General features: G+C 40.7%; 14 protein-coding genes. All 14 read right to left on the minus strand.

Features of this window, described 5'->3' with window-relative positions; translation table 11 throughout:
• Positions 1-67: 67 nt before the first annotated feature.
• A complete protein-coding gene (gene recA / locus TT13_RS02860; RefSeq protein WP_027698590.1) occupies positions 68-1,264 on the minus strand; it encodes a recombinase RecA in 1,197 nt (398 codons plus the stop codon).
• A gap of 86 nt (positions 1,265-1,350) precedes the next feature.
• Positions 1,351-1,818 carry a nicotinamide-nucleotide amidohydrolase family protein gene (locus TT13_RS02865; RefSeq protein ID WP_052348519.1) on the minus strand — a complete coding sequence of 156 codons (468 nt, stop codon included), beginning with the start codon at positions 1,816-1,818 and terminating at the stop codon, positions 1,351-1,353.
• 117 nt (positions 1,819-1,935) lie between these two features.
• The gene (gene pgsA, locus TT13_RS02870; protein ID WP_027698591.1) at positions 1,936-2,520 is read right to left on the minus strand and encodes a CDP-diacylglycerol--glycerol-3-phosphate 3-phosphatidyltransferase; all 585 of its coding nucleotides are present in this window, start codon (positions 2,518-2,520) and stop codon (positions 1,936-1,938) included.
• A gap of 21 nt (positions 2,521-2,541) precedes the next feature.
• A complete protein-coding gene (locus TT13_RS02875; protein WP_045476495.1) occupies positions 2,542-3,420 on the minus strand; it encodes a helix-turn-helix domain-containing protein in 879 nt (292 codons plus the stop codon).
• Between the two features lie 51 nt (positions 3,421-3,471).
• A complete protein-coding gene (yfmH, locus tag TT13_RS02880) occupies positions 3,472-4,734 on the minus strand; it encodes an EF-P 5-aminopentanol modification-associated protein YfmH (protein ID WP_027698593.1) in 1,263 nt (420 codons plus the stop codon).
• Positions 4,734-5,981, minus strand: a complete 1,248-nt coding sequence (gene yfmF, locus TT13_RS02885; RefSeq protein ID WP_242868510.1) for an EF-P 5-aminopentanol modification-associated protein YfmF — start codon at positions 5,979-5,981, stop codon at positions 4,734-4,736. The genes yfmH and yfmF overlap by 1 nt, the downstream gene beginning before the upstream one ends.
• A gap of 43 nt (positions 5,982-6,024) precedes the next feature.
• Positions 6,025-7,461 (minus strand): cardiolipin synthase, encoded by a 1,437-nt coding sequence (gene cls, locus TT13_RS02890; protein WP_027698595.1) that lies wholly within the window; start codon positions 7,459-7,461, stop codon positions 6,025-6,027.
• A gap of 133 nt (positions 7,462-7,594) precedes the next feature.
• Positions 7,595-9,094 (minus strand): gluconate:H+ symporter, encoded by a 1,500-nt coding sequence (locus tag TT13_RS02895; protein ID WP_027698596.1) that lies wholly within the window; start codon positions 9,092-9,094, stop codon positions 7,595-7,597.
• 207 nt (positions 9,095-9,301) lie between these two features.
• Positions 9,302-10,837 (minus strand): gluconokinase, encoded by a 1,536-nt coding sequence (gene gntK, locus TT13_RS02900; protein WP_027698597.1) that lies wholly within the window; start codon positions 10,835-10,837, stop codon positions 9,302-9,304.
• A gap of 149 nt (positions 10,838-10,986) precedes the next feature.
• Positions 10,987-11,946 carry a 3'-5' exoribonuclease YhaM family protein gene (locus TT13_RS02905; protein ID WP_045476497.1) on the minus strand — a complete coding sequence of 320 codons (960 nt, stop codon included), beginning with the start codon at positions 11,944-11,946 and terminating at the stop codon, positions 10,987-10,989.
• A gap of 10 nt (positions 11,947-11,956) precedes the next feature.
• Positions 11,957-14,197 (minus strand): ATP-binding protein, encoded by a 2,241-nt coding sequence (locus tag TT13_RS02910; protein ID WP_027698599.1) that lies wholly within the window; start codon positions 14,195-14,197, stop codon positions 11,957-11,959.
• Complete coding sequence (locus TT13_RS02915; protein WP_027698600.1) at positions 14,187-15,392, minus strand: metallophosphoesterase family protein; 1,206 nt, start codon at positions 15,390-15,392, stop codon at positions 14,187-14,189. The genes TT13_RS02910 and TT13_RS02915 overlap by 11 nt, the downstream gene beginning before the upstream one ends.
• Before the next feature lie 218 nt (positions 15,393-15,610).
• Entirely contained in the window at positions 15,611-15,958 is a 348-nt protein-coding gene (locus TT13_RS02920; protein ID WP_027698601.1) for a YlbF family regulator, read from the minus strand.
• 39 nt (positions 15,959-15,997) lie between these two features.
• Entirely contained in the window at positions 15,998-18,124 is a 2,127-nt protein-coding gene (locus TT13_RS02925) for a PBP1A family penicillin-binding protein (protein WP_082816169.1), read from the minus strand.

An 18,124-nucleotide genomic window follows, 5' to 3' on the forward strand; every position in this document is an offset into this window, starting at 1 on the left:
TTAAAAAAGCTGCAAAACCCTAAATGGGCTTTGTAGCTTAACAAACTTCCTATATTATAGTAGGTCTTTAATCTTCTGTATCAATATCTAAAGATAAATCAGCAGCATTATCAACAGTAGTTTCATCTAATTCAACCACTGTATCAGTAACATTAGCCGTATCATCATCGACTGTAGTACCATCTACATCCGCATCAATATAAGCATTACGGACCTTTTCATAAATCTCATCATACATATCTTTATGTTCAGGCATCTCAAGGAACTTTACAACGTTAACTTTTCCTTGACCAATCTTTTCACCATTATAAGAGAACCAAGAACCAGACTTCTTGATGATATCTTTATCCACAGCTAAATCAATTGTTTCACCAGTCCGTGAAATACCGTGACCAAAGAGAATTTCAAGTTCGACTTCCTTGAAAGGTGCTGCAACCTTATTTTTAGCAACCTTCACTTTGGTAATATTACCAATTGTCTTAATACTATCATCTTCGCCCTTATCCTTCTTACCAGGTTCAATGCCACCTTTGCGGCGTACATCCAAACGAACTGTTGAATAGAAGCGTAATGCACGACCACCTGGAGTAGTTTCTGGATTACCAAACATCACCCCAATTTTTTCACGAAGCTGATTAATGAAAATCGTTGTCGTACCAGTCTTAAGGATTGCACCTGACATCTTACGTAGCGCTTGTGACATCATTCGGGCTTGTAGTCCGACTGTCGAATCACCAATTGCTCCATCAATTTCCGCCTTGGGGGTCAAAGCAGCCACTGAGTCAACTACCACCATGTCAACGGCTGAAGATGTAATCAAAGCATCAGCAATCGCCAAACCTTGTTCACCAGTATCTGGTTGTGAGAGCAATAGCTCATCAACGTTTACACCCAAAGCACGAGCGTACTCAACATCCATCGCATTTTCGGCATCAATATAGGCAACGGTTCCACCATTTTTTTGCATTTCTGCAACGGCATGTAAGGCTAATGTCGTCTTACCAGATGACTCAGGGCCAAAGATTTCAATAATCCGCCCCTTTGGCAAACCACCAATTCCAAGCGCAATATCTAATTTTAGCGAACCAGTTGATGTTGACTCAACCTTGGTAAATTTAGAATCGCCCAGTTTCATGACTGACCCCTTTCCAAATTGCTTTTCAATATCTTTTAGCGCATCATTAAGAGCCTTTGCCCGCTCCTTTGGATCAGTGATACGTCCCTCTATTTTTTTATTCGGATTAATATTCTTTCCACTAGCCATAAAAGGCCTCCATCCTCATGTATATTATTTTTTAAGTTTTAACTTAACAACTATCTAGTTTACCCTAATTTTCAAAAAATTCAAGTTTAATCCTCCGGCAAAGCCGCAGCCAAAAGTATAAACGCAGCCTGAACTGCTTGTTCGCGAATCGACTGTCGATCACCCATAAAATGATATTCTTTTACTTGTGAAATCGCTGGACCAACCATACCAATAAATACCGTCCCAGCTGGTTGATTTTCTAGCCGCTCTGGTCCAGCCACACCGGTAAAAGAAACCGCCCAATCAGTTTGTAAGGTCTCTCGAGCACCTTCTGCCATCGCTTGGGCAACCACTGCTGAAACCACTCCTGCTCGCTCAATCAAGGCCAAATCAACCCCAACTAATTGATGCTTTGTGGCTGCAGAATAAGTTACAAAGGCCCCTGGCAAAGATTGCGAAATACCACTTACCTCAGCTAATGTCGCAACGAACAAGCCAGCAGTTAAACTTTCAGCACTGGTAATCGTCTGCTTGGCATTAATTAGCGCCCGTCCAACCTGTTCAACTAACATATAATTCCTCCATTATATCAACACAACCCCACTCACACCTATTAAGGCTAAGGTTAAAGAAAGGGCTGGGGCAGAAGACCACCCCAGCCCCGATAACTAATCAATGCTAGTAACTACCTATTTAAAGCCATCACTAAATACTTGACGATTTTGGTAAAAATAATCCACGCCTGAATAAATCGTAAAAATCAGAGCAATCCAAATCATAATTGTTGCAAATGGAATATTGAAGACTGCAAAAATAACATCATGTAGTAAGAAGAAAATTATTGCAACCATCTGCGTCGTTGTCTTAATCTTACCAGGCATAGCTGCTGCCAGTACCTTACCATTGTTTTCAACAATCAATGTTCGTAAACCAGTTATTGCTAACTCGCGAATAACAATAATTGACACAATCCAAGCTGGAACCCAACCAAATTGAACAAAGAAAATCAAAGCCGTCATAACTAAAAGCTTGTCAGCTAATGGATCAGCAAACTTACCAAAGTTGGTAACTAAATGATACTTACGTGCAATCTTACCATCGGCCAAATCTGTTAGTGCAGCTACGATAAAAACAATTGCTGCTACCAGGTGACTAAAAGGCATTGTTGCCCCTAGTAAGGTCAAGGTTCCCCAACCTAATGGTAAGGCCAGTAATAACATAAAAACTGGAATTAAAATTATTCTAAATACGGTTAACTTATTAGGTAAATTCATCCTAAAATCTCCATCCGTTTATTAGCGGACAACATTCAAAGTACTGGTCCAAACCGAAGAAGTTGACCCAGTTTGCAAAGTCTGACCATCAATACTTACATCTGTTTGTGCAGCATTACCAAATTGAATCCGCACATTGGTTGCATTTGCTGGAATTGTTACTTCCTCTGGTTGATTAACCTGTAGCGTACCGCTAAACAAAGCCACCCCATTATCGTAAGTTACTGATGTCCATGCCGCAGCTGACTTAGCCTTTAAGGTCATCGGAATCGTTGCAGTCTTATCCGCTGGTGTTACTGTAATTGTTGACGTACGTCCAGTAACTTGTGCTTTATCTATGGTTAGCTTTTTTTCGTCAGCCTTACTAGTTGAACTTGCCGCTTTCTTTTCAGCAGCTTTACTACTTGCGGCTGATGACTCAACCTTAGCCGATGAAACTGCCACACTTGACGAACTTGCTTCTTGCTTTGAATTACCAGCATAAGCAGCAACAGCCCACCAGATAGCAGCTACCAAGACTACTACGATAACCCCAATCACAACTTTTGGCATCAACTGACGAGTCTTTTCGGCCGCTGTATCCTCTTCTAGTCGCATACCAGTACGTGTAACGTTATCGGCATCCACCCGGGCAGCACTCAAATCTGGTTCAACTTCTTTTGTATCTAAATCATATTTTTCTAAAAGCGCAGCAGGATCTAGCCCAACAACGGCAGCGTACTGACGTACAAAGGCGCGCTCATAAAAAGTCCCAGGTAGTTGATCAAAGTTCCCGGCTTCGATTGCGGCTAAATACCGCTTTTGAATCTTCGTTTGTTGCTGAATATCATCAAGCGACAAATTTCTTTCGAGACGCGCTGCTTTTAGTTCTTCACCAATCGCACCATTTTGATTTTCCATCACTAAACTCACCCTTATCTTTTTGAAATTATCTGTTATTTTACCATATTATTACATTTTTGGTCGCACAAATACAGTAGCAATTTCACTTACTGGTACATTCTTTATAATTTTCTCAACTGTATCAAAATCAAGGGCCTGCAAAACGGCCAATTCATCTTGAACGGTTGCATTACCAAAAGTTGGCCCTTCAAACCGGGTTGCAATGTCTTCTAACTGGTCAAACTTAGCAATTAAATGACCAACAGCATCCCGATGAACGTACACGAACTGTTCCTTTAACTGTGCAAAATGCTCTGGCAAACTTGTCAAAACCTGTCTAATTGCTAAATGTAATTGTTCCGGCTCAGCTGTTTCAGCAGCAATTGTTAAATAGGCAGCTCCTCGCTCCCAATCAAACTCTGCAGCAAAACTATCATCAATTAATCCATCATCATACCAAGCCATATATTGGTCTGAATGTTCCGAAAAGACTAAATCAATCGCCAAACTAATTGCAATTGCCTGACGTAAAGCATCTTTACCAACGGGTAATTCAATTCCTTCATACCAACGCTGACCAAAAGCAACCTTATTACGAACCACCGACATTTCAACTTCTAAAATTTCTGGATTAACTGGCTGTAATTGATGTGCTAAATAATTTGGTTGTTGCCCAGCTTTTTTTTGGCCTAAAGGACTTGCTAATACCAAAGCTCGCATCGCCGTTAAATCAAACTTACCAGTAATTACTATATCAATATTAGCCGGTTGATAGGCTGCTTGATAAGCACTTAATAGTTCCTCAACTGTAATTGCATGGACTGACTGAACAGTCCCTGCAATATCATCCGCTAAACCATCACCTTGGTAAAGTTGCTGCAAAATCAAGCGATATAGGCGTGCATTTACATCATCGTCATACATATCAATCTCTTGACTAATAATTTCGGCTTCACGGGCAACCGAGCTCGCTTCAAAATATGGTTCTTGAGTGAAGGTCAACAATTCCTTAATTGCATCCTTACCATGGCTTGCAGTCGATAAAAAGTAACTAGTCCGGGTTTGCGTTGTAAAAGCATTAGCACTAGCACCTAACTCACTAAGCTTAGTAAAGGCATCATAAGTTGGTTGATCAAAAATTTTATGTTCAATAAAGTGCGCTAAGCCTGCATGAAAATGAGTTGTTTGACCATTGATAACGATATCTTGGTCACGGGCACCAAAGTCAACTGATAGCATCGCAACAACTTGATGATAATTCTGCCGTGGTAATAAATGCAGCCGACTACCGTTTGGTAATTCTTCATGATATTCCGGCATTTCTCCTTGCATTAAGCTTCACCTCCCTGCAAAGCATAGTCTAATTGAAGCTGTGCACGTAAAGCTACTTGCATGACATCTTCAGCCGTAACGGCTTTTAAGTTGTCCTGCCATTCAGCAATGCTTGTATGCTGGTTTGTTAATGCTTGGGTCAACTCTCGGTCAACAATTCGGGCTGGTTGATCTAAGGCTAATAAGAAATCAACATTCATTAATTGCTTAATCGTTGCTAATTCGTCAGGACTGACTAGTTCTGTTTGTAGGCGCGCTAATTCGGCTTCGATTCGCTGGCGCGTTTCAGCAAGATTACTGCGTTCAACCCCCGCTTCAACCAAAAGAACCCCAGTAAAGAGATTATAATCAGATGAAATTGCATAAGCCAGGCCTGCACTCTCACGAACATTCATAAATAACCGTGAGACTGCGTGCCCCCCCAAAAGCATATTGAAGACATAAGCCGCGAAACGCTCATTAGCACTCACCTTTAATTGATAGATTAACACTAAGTGGGCTTGATTGACGTCAGATTGAACCCGCAACGCTTTAACTTGCTCCAATAAAGGTTGTTGATAATTCAAGCTTAGTTTAGGTTGTCGAGCTGCCCAATGCCAGCTCATAAATGCAGTGCGAATCATCTCAGCATCAACTTGACCAAAGACCACAATATCAACGCGATCATTAGCTAGCATTGCTTGCCATGCCTGATATGCTACCAGTCGGTTAGTTTCAACCAGCAACTCCTCTGAACCAAATGCTGGTAGCGCCTGATCTTTGGATACAAAATACACTTGCAGCGCTTGACGTAACGCTAAATATTGTCGATCTTCTTTGAGGCCGGCTAGTTCGTCTAACGTAATCGCCTTTTGACGCTCAAAAACAGTTAAATGAAAGCCACGGTCACCATCAATCAAAGGATATAACAAAGATGACTTTAAGAAGGCTAAGCCGGCTTGTAACGTGTTCTCCCCGGCTGGTAAATACTCGTTATCAGCTAAGACCAAGCTTGCCCGTACCGTATGCAATTGTCCTGTTTTCATCACGTCAACATTAAAATCAGCCCCATATAATTTACTCTGGGCCTGTGCCATCAACTTTTGCGATGGTAATTCTGCTGAAACTGTCTCAACCATATTACTTGCCAAGACACGTGGACCAACCATATTTGCAGTTAAATTTTGCGTAAAATTCACCTGAATATGCGTAGTTGCAAAACCTTGATTTGGTAGCACATGTAAATATACTCCCTCAACTAACTCCATTGTTGCCAAAAACTCTTACCTGACTTTTCTCTTTTTTATTTACTTAAAGAATTGGAGCAAGCAAGCGTGAAAACATCTGTTTAAAGGTTAACCAGTGTGACTGTGCCGCATAGGTTGCCTCAGTTACCCGCTTTGCTTGCTTTAAATCATTTTCAAATTGCGCTTCTAAGTCCTGTGCAATTGTTTGATCATACATAAAAGCATTAACTTCAAAATTCAAATCAAAAGACCGAATATCCATATTTGCCGTACCAACCGAGGCAAATTTACCATCAACTACAACTACTTTAGCATGCAAGAAGCCGCCTTCATAGGTGTAAACTTCCCCACCCGCTAACATTAACTCACGGGCAAAATACTGCGTAGCTCGATAAACGAAAACATGATCCGGTCGATTAGGAATCATTAATCGGACTTTAACACCTGCCATAGCTGCTAATTGCAACAACTCTAACATTGCTTGCTTAGGAATAAAGTAAGGCGTTTGGATTGTAATTGATTCTTTAGCTCGGGCAAATAATTGTAAATAACCTTGATAAATTTGCTTAACTTCACTATCCGGACCAGATGAAACAATTTGCATTGCAACATTGCCTTGCACTACAGGTGAAGGGAAATATTCATCCGCAAAATCAATTTTTGCTTTACGTGTTGTTGCATTCCAGTCTAGAAAAAAACGACTCTGCATTGCCAAAACAGCATCACCAGCAATTCGCAAATGAGTATCGCGCCAATAGCCAAACTTCTTAAATTTGCCCACATATTGATCACCAATATTAAAACCGCCGACATAACCAATATTACCATCGATAATTACTAACTTTCGATGCATTCGATTGTTAATTCGGAAGGTAAACGGCTGCCACCAAGGCATTAAAAATGCTTCAACCTGACCACCGGCATCCTTTAGTGGTTTAAAGAGCCGTTTGTGGCGCCCATGTGAGCCCCACATATCATAAATTACCCGCACGCGTACTCCTCTGGCCGCACTTTGCGTTAGCGCATTAATAATTTGATTACCAATTTCATCATCGTAAATTGTAAAATACTCAACATTTATATGATGCTTGGCATTTGCAATATCAAACAGAAGCGCCGTAAATTTTTCATAGCCATCATCAAAAATTTTGACAGCATTTGCCTGCGTAAAGATTGCTTCATCATTTTTTAAAAAAAGTCGGATAAAAGCCTCCGCCTCACTGCGGCCATCATTGGCACTTAATAAGGCAGCTTGATGTTCAGCAATTCTATCAATTCCCATGGCCTCTTGCGCCTGTAGATTAAAAATATGTTTATTAGATAATTTACGCCCCAAAATAAAATAAATCATAAAGCCGACCACTGGAAAGAAGATTAAAACTAATAGCCAGGCCCAGATTGATGAAATGTCTCTTTTTTCTCTGAAAACGGTGATCACAGCTGCAATAATATTTAAAAGTACAATTAACTCAACCGTTCGTAAAATCACATTACTAGCCATGTACCCACCTCCTAAAGAATAACTTAATCCAGAATAGCAGACTTATATGAACAAAAAAAGAGCATTACCCGGCTTTTCTTAGTTAGACAAAAAAAGTATTGGCCTCAAGCTGAAGCCAATACTAAAATATTTTTTACTTAAATACTACACTCAAAAGTAGCACGACTAACAAACCGACCACCGAGATAATTGTTTCTAAGACTGTCCAAATTTTCAGTGTTTGGGTAACATCCAAATCAAAGAATTCCTTAAACATCCAGAAACCAGCATCATTCACGTGAGAAGCGGCTAATGAACCGGCACCAATTGCCAAAACCACAAAGGCTGGGTTCACAGTAGCACTTGCGACCAAAGGTGCAACGATACCAGCAGCTGTCAAACCAGCCACGGTTGCTGAACCAACAGATACACGGATAATTACCGCAATCAACCAAGCAAAGATGATTGGTGACATGTGAGTGTGTGCAAAGGCAGTTGCGATTGCGACTGAGATACCACCAGCAGTTAGTACACCCTTAAAGGCTGCACCACCAGCAATAACCATCAAAAGATTGGCAATTGACTTCAAGGCATCAGACATTGACTTACCAACTTGACCCATTGTGCGGTTTTGCTTTGGTCCCATTGACCAGATTGCAAAGGCCATTGCAATGACCATGGCAATCACTGGGTTACCAATGAAGGAAACGAAGTGTGCAAAACCAGATGGGTGAAGTAGGTAACCCTTTTGAGCAGCTGGTGTCAAAAGCTTCCAAGCTGCATCACCAATCGTACCACCATAAACTTGCTTACCACCATTAGCGGTCATTGTGAAAATTGTTGAAAGCAAAAGTAAGATAACTGGCATCAATGATGTCAAAATTGAAAGACCAAAACTTGGTGTGTCCTCCAACTTGAAAGTCTTTACTTCACCAAAGGCATCAAGTGTCTTGGTAATCTTGAAAGCACCTGGCTCCATCTTACGTGCCCAACGAGTGAACACTGGACCAGCAACTAACATCGCTACAATGGCAACGATAATACCATACATCAACACAACTCCAATGTTAGCCCCTAACATATTTGTAACGGCTGTTGGTGATGGCTGTGGTGGCAAGAAACCTTGTGCAGCAGACAAAGCCGCTGCCATTGGAATACCAAGATAAAGTAGTGGCACTTCTGCTTCAAGGGCAATCGTAAAGACGATTGGAATCAAAACAACCAAACCAACTTCAAACAATAGTGAAATTCCGATGATAAATGATGCACCGGCAACGGCCCACTGCAAACGCTTCTTACCAAAACGACTAATCAAGGTTGAAGCGATACGATAAGAACCACCAGCATCAGAAACCAAACGACCAATCATTGATCCCATACCGAAGACAATGATTAGCTCACCCATCGTACCACCAATACCTGTTTTAAGGGCATCACCGATACCGGCTGGGTTCATACCCAAAGCCAAGGCGACCAAGATTGAGATAATAATCAATGAAACAAAAGTATTAACTTTCAACTTCAAAATGAAGAATAGTAGTAAGGCAATTCCGATAATCAAAATCAAAAATGGCCATACATTCACATCACTCATCATCCATTGAAAGAGTCCGGTTGTTGGATTTACAGTAAATCCAGACAAAAGCGTAAACATACACAAACTCCTTTTCAAAAACAATCTACAAATAAGATAAAAATTGCATCGTGGTCAAAAGCTAATTTGACCACCTGCTAAAACTACTACTAGTTCCAAGCATTGTCAATACATTTAAAATTAAATGACATTAACAAATTTTAAAAAAATAATAAAATTGAAATAATAAAATATTAATTCAGTTCAATCAAAAAACTATCCGCTAAATTAGTCTTTATGGCTATGCTTCCGTTGGAAATCAGCAATATTCTTGTACTCAGTCTGCAATTGACGTGACAACCGAATAAAGATTGGTGCTAATTCACGATAAGCTTCATAATTTTCAGGATTTGGCTCATAAGTATTTGAATCACCAATCATTCCACCAATTACATCTAAGCTATCAATCATCCCCAAAGCTTTTTGCGCCATTACTGTAGCTGCCAAAGCCCCTGATTCAAAGGCCATTGGTACTGTTACAGGTTGCTCAAAAATATCCGCCATCATCTGGCGCCACAAAGGTGAGCGAGCAAAGCCACCGGTTCCTTGAATTGACTTAAGATCACCAACAACTTCTTCAAGCGCTAGTGACACCATGTAAATATTGAAGACAATTCCTTCCAAGACGGCCCGGGCCATGTGGGCCCGAGTATGACCATGATTCAAACCAAAGAAAGAACCACGGGCATTTGCATCCCAAATTGGAGCACGCTCTCCGCCAAGATATGGATGGAAAAGTAAACCATCTGACCCAGCCGGAATTTTAGATGCAATGTCTGTCAACAAATCATAAGTGTCAATTCCCAATAAAGCTGCAGTTGATGACTCTGCATCAAACATTTTATCGCGAGCCCAACGGAAAACATCACCACCATTGTTGACAGGTCCACCAACGACCCAGTGATCGCGGTCTAAGGCATAAGTAAATGTTCGCGCCTTTGGATCAATTCTTGGTCTGTCGGTCACAACCCGAATCGCACCTGAAGTTCCAATTGTGATTGCTGCAACTCCTGGTTGAATTGCATTAACCCCTAAGTTTGACAATGGTCCATCGCCGGCACCGTAAACGAATGGCGTCTCAACTGGTAAGCCCATCACTTTAGCGTAAACCTTGTCCATCCCCCGCTCAATCTCATAGGGTTCAACTGGTGTTGGCAATTGTTCCGCCTTAATGCCTGTCAATTCAAGGGCTTGCTCATCCCAAGCTAGATTAAAGATATTAAACAAGCCAGTACCTGAAGCAATTGAGTAATCCATTTTATTTGCGCCAAACAAACGGTGGAACAAATATTCCTTAATTCCTAAATAGTGCTTTGCTTTTTTATAAATATCTGGCTTATCACCTTTTAACCAAAGTAGCTTTGACAAAGGCGCCATCGGGTGAATTGGTGTACCAGTCTTGGCATAAAGTTCATTACCAAGACCAGTTGCCTTAAGTTCTTCGGTGTACTTAACTGCGCGACTGTCAGCCCAGGTAATCACCCGGGTCAATGGATGCCAGTCTTCATCAAAGGCAATCAGTGAATGCATTGCTGAACTGAAAGAAACAGCCAGAACCGTACCTGCCTTAGCAGCGCGGGTTACTTCCGTCATTGCATCCATAAAGGCTTCAAAAATTTCATTAATATCTTCTTCAGCCATATCTGGCTCATCTCGATACAAATTATATCCCTTATTTGAGCTTGCAATGACATTACCAGCTGTATCAAACAATACTGCTTTCGTTGATGTTGTTCCCAAATCAACGCCAATCAAGTAATCCATAATTATCTCCCACAAAAACAAAATTTCAAAAATCACGCTATAAACTATTAACCTATAATATTTTAGGTAAATTCTTTTCAAATTGCAAGCGTTTTACCTGTAAGATTTTTTCATAATCGTCACCTTCTAATAAAACTAATCCTAATTGATTAATTAGCACTACCTGATTCTGGGTGATAGACCATGCGCCCATCCAAGGCAAAAATGCGTTGTGAAAACTCACCAGGCTGTGTATCGGCTAACGCCTTGTCAAAACTTTGCATATTTGCATCTAATTCATCGAGCAGATGCAAAACCTGTGCCTCTTTGACCATTGGCCTAACTGGTGAACCCCAATCTAATTGGCCATGATGTGCCAAAACGACATGCCTTAGTAAAATCATATCCTCACTAAATAAGTCGATTTTAAGCTCATGCGCAGCTAAAACAATTTGTTCATCAATAATTGCGATGTGGCCTAAAAGGTTACCTGCAGTCGTATATTTAGTTGCGACCGGACCAGACAGCTCAATCACCTTACCCAAATCATGTAAGAGTGCACCGGCATAAAGTAGCGACTCATCAAGGTCTTCATATTGTTTAGCAACTGCCTGCGCTAAATGAGCAATCGACAGACTATGAAAGGCTAGTCCACCCGTAAAGGCATGATGATTACTCTTAGCTGCCGGGTACTTATAAAATTCCTCTTGATACTCTTTTAAAAGATACCGAACAATCCGATTCCAAGTTGGATTTACAATTTTGAAGACCAATTCTGTCACTTCAGCAGTCATTTCAGCTTTTTTCAATGGTGCAGCTTGAATAAAATCAGCTGGATCGTGCGGTTCAGTCTCCGTAGTCTTACGAATACTAAGGATTTTTAATTGCGGTTTATCCTTGTACTCTTGGCGAATTGCCGACACCGCGACAACTTGACCTGCTTTTAAGTCAGCCAGCTCCTCAGCGGTAACTTCCCACTTCATACCTGAAATTTCACCAGTCTGATCAGCTAACGTGACAGCAATATATGGCTTTCCTTGTTGCGTAACTCTTTGATCTAATTCCTTCAAAATCGTAAAAGCGGTAAAATGCTCATTCAATTTAACGTCTTTAAGTAATTTTTCATCCATAATATTCAACTTACTCCATCAAATTAATTATATTGGCAACATAATTAGGCTTTTTAATCGTAAAGTAAAGAATCTGCTGAGTTTGACCTAATTTACTCAATAAGTTAATCATACGCCCATAACGTTCATCATCAAAATCTACAAAAGCATCATCAATTAATAGCGGTAAAGTAAAGCTTGTGGCAATTACCTGGCTAAAGGCTAAACGCATTGCTACATACAATTGTTCGGCTGTACCCTTAGACAATTCAGTTACGCTCAACAGCTGTCCAGCCTGATTTTGCACTTGTAAAAGTTTGCCCGATGTAACCAATTTTTGATAGCGATTAGCCGTTAAATATGCTAAATATTCTTGGCTTTTTTCTAACATGGTTGGTAATCGATCTGCAATCGTTAAGGTTAGGGTCTGATTAATCCATTGAGCCGCCAGCCGGTCAACTAGTACCGCTGTTAATTCATGACTAGCTTGGGCTCGTAAATCGGCTAAATGCTGCTTAGCTTGTTGCACTTGATTGTCATTTGCCAATCGTTCTAAGCGAACTGCAATTGTTGCTAATTGTTGCTGTTGCTCAGCTAACTGGGCTGCTAGTTCCGTGGCATTTAACTCAGGGTATTTATTACCAATCTGCAAAGTCTTAGGATCGACTGAGCCCAGTTGCGTGTTCAAAGCTTGTTGCTCTTGTAATAATACCTGTCTTTGTTGGTCAGCTTGACGTTTAACGGTTAAATCAGTACTATCCTTAGCGCCTAATTGGGCCAGCAAAGTAAGCTGTTGACCTTTAAGTTGACCCAAAACTGTACGGTGTTGATTTTGACTGGCACGTCTAGCTTGTAGTTCAGCTAAATTCTGCTGGTAATCAGTTAATTTAGTTCCTTGCACTAAATGGCCTAATTGCTCTTTTAGTTGTGCCATTTCGGGCATCAAGGCTTGTAATTGTTGGTTGGTTTTTGCAATATTTTCATCCAAATGTTCAAGATGTTGACGGTCAGTTGACTCAGACGTTACTGTTGTTATTGGCTTGTCTGGTTGCTGTTGTAGCTTTCGCCATTGCAAGCCTAGTAACGCCAAGGCAAGTACCAAAAATAGGCCTGCTAAAGCAGCCTGCTTAAGGCCAAAGGCAAAAATTGCCGCAATTGCTGCAAAAATTCCCAAGCCTAAAAATAAATAGGTTTGTTTTTGGTTTGGGGCTGCAATCGGTTGCTTATCAGTTTTTTGCTGCTGTGACCACCCATGTTGACTTAAAATATGTTGGCGCTCAGCCTGCAAATCTAACTGGCGTTCAACTAATAACTTTTGTTCACGGTCATTGATTGCGAGTTGCTCGACAAACCGCCTGGCTTGACTTAATTCGGTGTCACTCGCTAAAGTCATGTCAGGACTAGCATTAGCTTCTTGCAAACTAATCTGTGCCATTAAACCATCGTATTCATTTAAAAGTTGTTGATCAAGCGCTACTGGCAATTGCGCTAATTGCCGCTCTATTTCATCCAATCGTGCCAGCAGTGGCTGAATTTGTTGTTGTTCTAATAATAAATGTTCATTTTGCCGTTCAGTGTTTTGGAGTGATTTGAGCTGTGTAATCTGTTGATTAATCTTTGTTTGTTCTGCCAATAAGTCCGCTACTAATGGTTGTTTATCTAATAAGTCCTGAACTAGGTCCGCTTGCTTTGAAATCGCCTTAAGTAATTGATTTAATGGTCGCTTAGCAAGTTTGGTGGCTCCTAAAACATTGCTCGCTGCTTGCTCTAAATCATCAGCTTTTTGCGCCCATTTCTCACTACCAGGTACTGCCAATTGGCCTAGTCGCTTAGCAAAATCATCTGGTTTCAAAGAAAAAACCGCTAATAAATCGGTTTGATTAAATGAAAAAACCGCTTCAAAAGTTTCACGGTCAATTGGTCCTAAAACTTCAGCTAATAACTGCTCCGGAGCTGCCAATTCTTGCTGGTTTGCCAGCAGATGAATTGATAACTCACTTTGTGTACGACCTAACCGCGTTAATTGATACCGTTGGCCTTCATGGATAAAAATTAAATGACCACCGTAGATTGCTTGCTGGCTTTGTTGATAGGTATTAACACGGTTCCCACGCTTTTGCGGAAATCCGTATAACATAGCTACTATAAATTGATGTAGAGTCGTCTTGCCAGCGGCATTTAAACCATAAATCACATTGAAGCCCTCTGTAAAATCAAATTCACGTTGGGTCCACTGACCAAAGCCCTCAATAATTGCTTTTTCAATTTTCATCGCTACCCTCACCTCGTGCTAGTGTTTGTATTTTCAAACTAACCGCTGTTTGTAGTTCCTGTAATTTTTCCGCTTGTAAAAACTCATGTAACAGCTCACTATCAACAACCTGTTTTAACCCCAACGCTTGTAGATTATCCAAAGTAAACACTGCTGCGACACTAGTTTGCCAATCGGCCTGCGCTAGCTGAGGTAATTGATCTTCTATCTTTGCAGCTAAGTAGGTCAATTCCCAGATATACCATTGGTCTTGCGTCCGTGAGTCTTGCATTAATTGCGCCTGTAATTGACCATTTGCTAGTAACGATTGAATCCTTTCATCATTACTACTTAAAGCAAGGGTAATCAGTGCAAAATTATCATTATCGCCTTGTACATGTTGCCGAATATAATTACTTAAGTCATTCACAGCCAAATTTGCTGGTAAGATAAGCTTTTCTTGTAACCAAACAACTGGCGCCACATCAATAAATCGACCTTGCAATTGTCCACTCGCATCATCAACCAAGTAATAACCCTTATGTCCAGTCTCATTTTTATTCAAGCCCTGGAGATTACCAGAATAACCAATGAATGGCTGTTCTTGTAAAGTTTGCCGTACATGAATATGGCCTAAGGCCCAGTAATCATAGTGCTTACTGTTCATCGCAGTTAAACTAAACGGGGCATAATCACCCTGTCCTGGCTGACCCAGTTCGCCATGATACAAGCCAATATGATATTTACTAGCTTGATTGCGACTTGGAAATTGACTAAGCATATCTGCATTAATATGTTGTTGCCCGTAAGAAAAGCCTGAAAAAGTGACTAGTTCACCATGCTTACTCATTAATTGTCGGCTTTCAACTTCTCCCTTAGCCAAAACAAATACATTATCTGGCCAAGGCAAGTCCCTCTTTTGTCCAACCATAAAATCATGATTCCCATAAACTAGAACCACTTGAATTTTTGCAGCTTTTAATTCTTCAAAGGCATTTAAAGCCGTTAAAATAACTTGTGCATCGAGGCTTCCCCCATCAAAAAGGTCCCCGGGTAGTATGACAAAATCAACGTCTTCAGCAATTGCATCTGCCACTAGGCGTTGAAATGCTGTATTACCAGCTTCTTGTATTAAATTTTGGGCCCAATTTGGAATATTCCTTAGGCCTACAAAGGGATTACCCAAGTGAATATCGCCCGCATGAATGAATTTCATCCTTAATACTCCTTCAGTTCATATGCTTTTTCTTATAACTTTCAACTAGTTAATCGGTTTAAATGTGTTAGTAAACCTAATCTAAGTATACTCAAACTTAAGCGTTTAAAACATATCCTTGTCAAAGTAACCGAACCATCTGTGTGTGTTTGTAAAAAAAGCTAAGCCTGCGTGCATAATCAACGCTGGCTTAGCTTTTTTAGAGTTGCTAAACTAAATTACTTTGCTGCATACAAATCAGCGATTGGCTTAGTAACAATATCATTAATTTCAACTAACAGTGCATTTAAAGCTTGCTCTGCTTGCATCAAATTTTTCAATGGCTCAATTGCATCCATTTGTGTTGCAACTGCTTGCCAATTTTTAATTTGCTCTTCATTTGGCTCTTGACCAGCTTGCATTGTTTGGTTAATGTCAGCTTGCGCAACTTGGAAGCGACTAAAAACCTCAGTTGCTGCTGCATCAGCTTGCACAGCAGTAAAAGCATCACGTAGTGTCTTATACTGAGCAGTCTCAACCAATTCGCTTTGTAGCTTGTTAATTGTATCGTAAATATTAATCATCATCGTACCATCCTTTTTCTTAATTATCGCATATTTAAAGGTCTAATTGCCAAAGATTCCCTGCACGATATTATTCGCACCCTTAGTAATATTGTCCCAAGTAGATGTAACCGCACTTTTGAAGTTTTGCATCAAATCATTGGTAGAGCCTGAACTTGTACTACTACTAGTACCGTTAGCACTATTAGTGCCTAGAGCTTGATTAGCCAAGGTTGTTTCGACACTTTGTACACCAAATTTCGTCTGTGCTGTATTTGGTAGAATATCGGTCAATTCCGCCTTCATCAATGGACCAACCGTCTTTGCCAAGTACGGTGAAATATAATCACTTCCTGAGGTATTATCTAAACCACCCCAAGTAACATCAACAATATCCGGAGTATAGGCTACTGCCCAAGAATCAGTTGCTGCAGCAGTATTTTCATCAGCCGCTACCTCGGTGGTTCCAGTCTTACCCGCAACCGTATAACCGGCCGGCTTAGCGCTGGCACCCGTTCCATAAGTATAGACTCCTAGCATCATCTGCGTCATTTCATTGGCAACTTTATTTGACCAAAGGCGTGTTTGCTTAGGCTGGTAGCTAGCTACCTCTTTACCTGAAGAATCGACAATTTTAGTGATAAAGTGCGCATTAGACATTACGCCACCATTTGCAAAACTAGTATAGGCTTGTGCTAATTGTAATGGTGTCACACCCTTAGTTAGACCACCAATTGCCATTGATAAGTTCTTATCTTTCTTGGTTAGCGGTAAGCCAGCTTTAATACCGGCATCATAACCAGCTTGCACCCCAATCTGGTCTAAAATCCAAACTGCTGGGATATTATAAGAATACTCAATTGCTTTATACATCGGTACGGGACCAGAAACATAATTGCTAGCATTGGTTGGTGCATAATTATCAGTTCCAAAGGTCATCGGTTCATTCTTTAGCATTGAATCATAGCTAAAGCCACGACTTAAAGATGGTGCATAGTCAACAATTGGTTTAATGGTTGAACCTGGTTGCCGATAAGACTGCGTTGCTCGGTTCAACCCCAAAAATACGTGTTCACCACGACCACCAACCACAGCACGCACACCACCTGTCCGTGCATCTAAGACCACACTTGCTGCTTGCGAATTTTCGCCAATTGGATTCAGCGCACTATCAGCGAAGGCCGTCTGTACATTACTCTGATCTTTTTGATTCAAAGTCGTGTAAATTCGATACCCGTTATTCAGTAAATCAGTCTGCGAAATACCATACTTTGCCGTTGCTTCTTCAAGCACCGCATCAAAATAATAAGGATACTTATAGCCATTATTACTAATATCATGCTTTTCAGCCCCTAATTCAGTTGCTTTAAAAGCATTCGCCTGATTAGCTGCCAACTTTTTGTCGTTGACCATATTAGTAATAACTTGATTTCGCCGGGCCAAAGTACCACTTGGATTATTGAAGGGATTATAACCATTTGGCGATTGCAACATCCCGACCAGCATCGCTGCTTGATTAACCGTCAAATCAGCAGCATTAACTCCAAAATACTTCTGCGCAGCATCCTGAATCCCCCATACGTCCTCACCAAAGTAGGCTGAATTTAGATACATCGTCAAAATATCATTTTTACTGTAAACTTTTTCCACCTGAATGGCTAAGAATAATTCACGTACCTTCCGCGTTATGCTCTGATTTTGCGTTAGAAAGGCATTTTTAACCAACTGCTGGGTAATTGTTGAACCACCAGCTGCCGCATTAACTCCGCGAATTCGATACCAAATCGTCGTAAGTAGCCCTCGGGTCATTCCCTTAACTGAAAACCCAGGTTCATGGTAAAAATTTCGATCCTCAGTTGCCAATAAAGCGCTAACCACATTTGGTGAAATTTTGTTGTAATTAATATAATCACCCTTTTGACCAGCAATCGAGCCTGCTTTATTACCATCACTATCATAAACTGTCGTAGGGGTTTTTAACTGGCTCATCAAATCACGTACATCAGTTGTTTTCGCCTCTAGTGTACCCAAGGCACTAATCGTTAAAAAAATAGCTAGTAGTAAGACTACTAACCAACGTGTAATTTGAAAACGATGCCACCATGGTTGCACATGCTTAGCAAACCAAGGAGCAACCCGACCTTTATGCCAAGCCCACCATCGTTTAAAGATATTTTTATTTGCTTTCAT

Source organism: Weissella oryzae SG25, assembly GCF_000691805.2.
Lineage (GTDB): Bacteria > Bacillota > Bacilli > Lactobacillales > Lactobacillaceae > Weissella > Weissella oryzae.

Bases quoted from the DNA above. Each gene is read 5' to 3' on its own strand.
- TT13_RS02915 (WP_027698600.1), bottom strand. From the start codon at position 15,392: ATGAAATTCATTCATGCGGGCGATATTCACTTGGGTAATCCCTTTGTA.
- TT13_RS02920 (WP_027698601.1), bottom strand. From the start codon at position 15,958: ATGATGATTAATATTTACGATACAATTAACAAGCTACAAAGCGAATTG.
- yfmF (WP_242868510.1), bottom strand. From the start codon at position 5,981: ATGGAGTTAGTTGAGGGAGTATATTTACATGTGCTACCAAATCAAGGT.
- TT13_RS02865 (WP_052348519.1), bottom strand. From the start codon at position 1,818: ATGTTAGTTGAACAGGTTGGACGGGCGCTAATTAATGCCAAGCAGACG.
- TT13_RS02875 (WP_045476495.1), bottom strand. From the start codon at position 3,420: ATGGAAAATCAAAATGGTGCGATTGGTGAAGAACTAAAAGCAGCGCGT.
- TT13_RS02910 (WP_027698599.1), bottom strand. From the start codon at position 14,197: ATGAAAATTGAAAAAGCAATTATTGAGGGCTTTGGTCAGTGGACCCAA.
- TT13_RS02925 (WP_082816169.1), bottom strand. From the start codon at position 18,124: ATGAAAGCAAATAAAAATATCTTTAAACGATGGTGGGCTTGGCATAAA.
- cls (WP_027698595.1), bottom strand. From the start codon at position 7,461: ATGGCTAGTAATGTGATTTTACGAACGGTTGAGTTAATTGTACTTTTA.
- gntK (WP_027698597.1), bottom strand. From the start codon at position 10,837: ATGGATTACTTGATTGGCGTTGATTTGGGAACAACATCAACGAAAGCA.
- recA (WP_027698590.1), bottom strand. From the start codon at position 1,264: ATGGCTAGTGGAAAGAATATTAATCCGAATAAAAAAATAGAGGGACGT.
- pgsA (WP_027698591.1), bottom strand. From the start codon at position 2,520: ATGAATTTACCTAATAAGTTAACCGTATTTAGAATAATTTTAATTCCA.
- TT13_RS02905 (WP_045476497.1), bottom strand. From the start codon at position 11,946: ATGGATGAAAAATTACTTAAAGACGTTAAATTGAATGAGCATTTTACC.
- yfmH (WP_027698593.1), bottom strand. From the start codon at position 4,734: ATGCAAGGAGAAATGCCGGAATATCATGAAGAATTACCAAACGGTAGT.
- TT13_RS02895 (WP_027698596.1), bottom strand. From the start codon at position 9,094: ATGTTTACGCTTTTGTCTGGATTTACTGTAAATCCAACAACCGGACTC.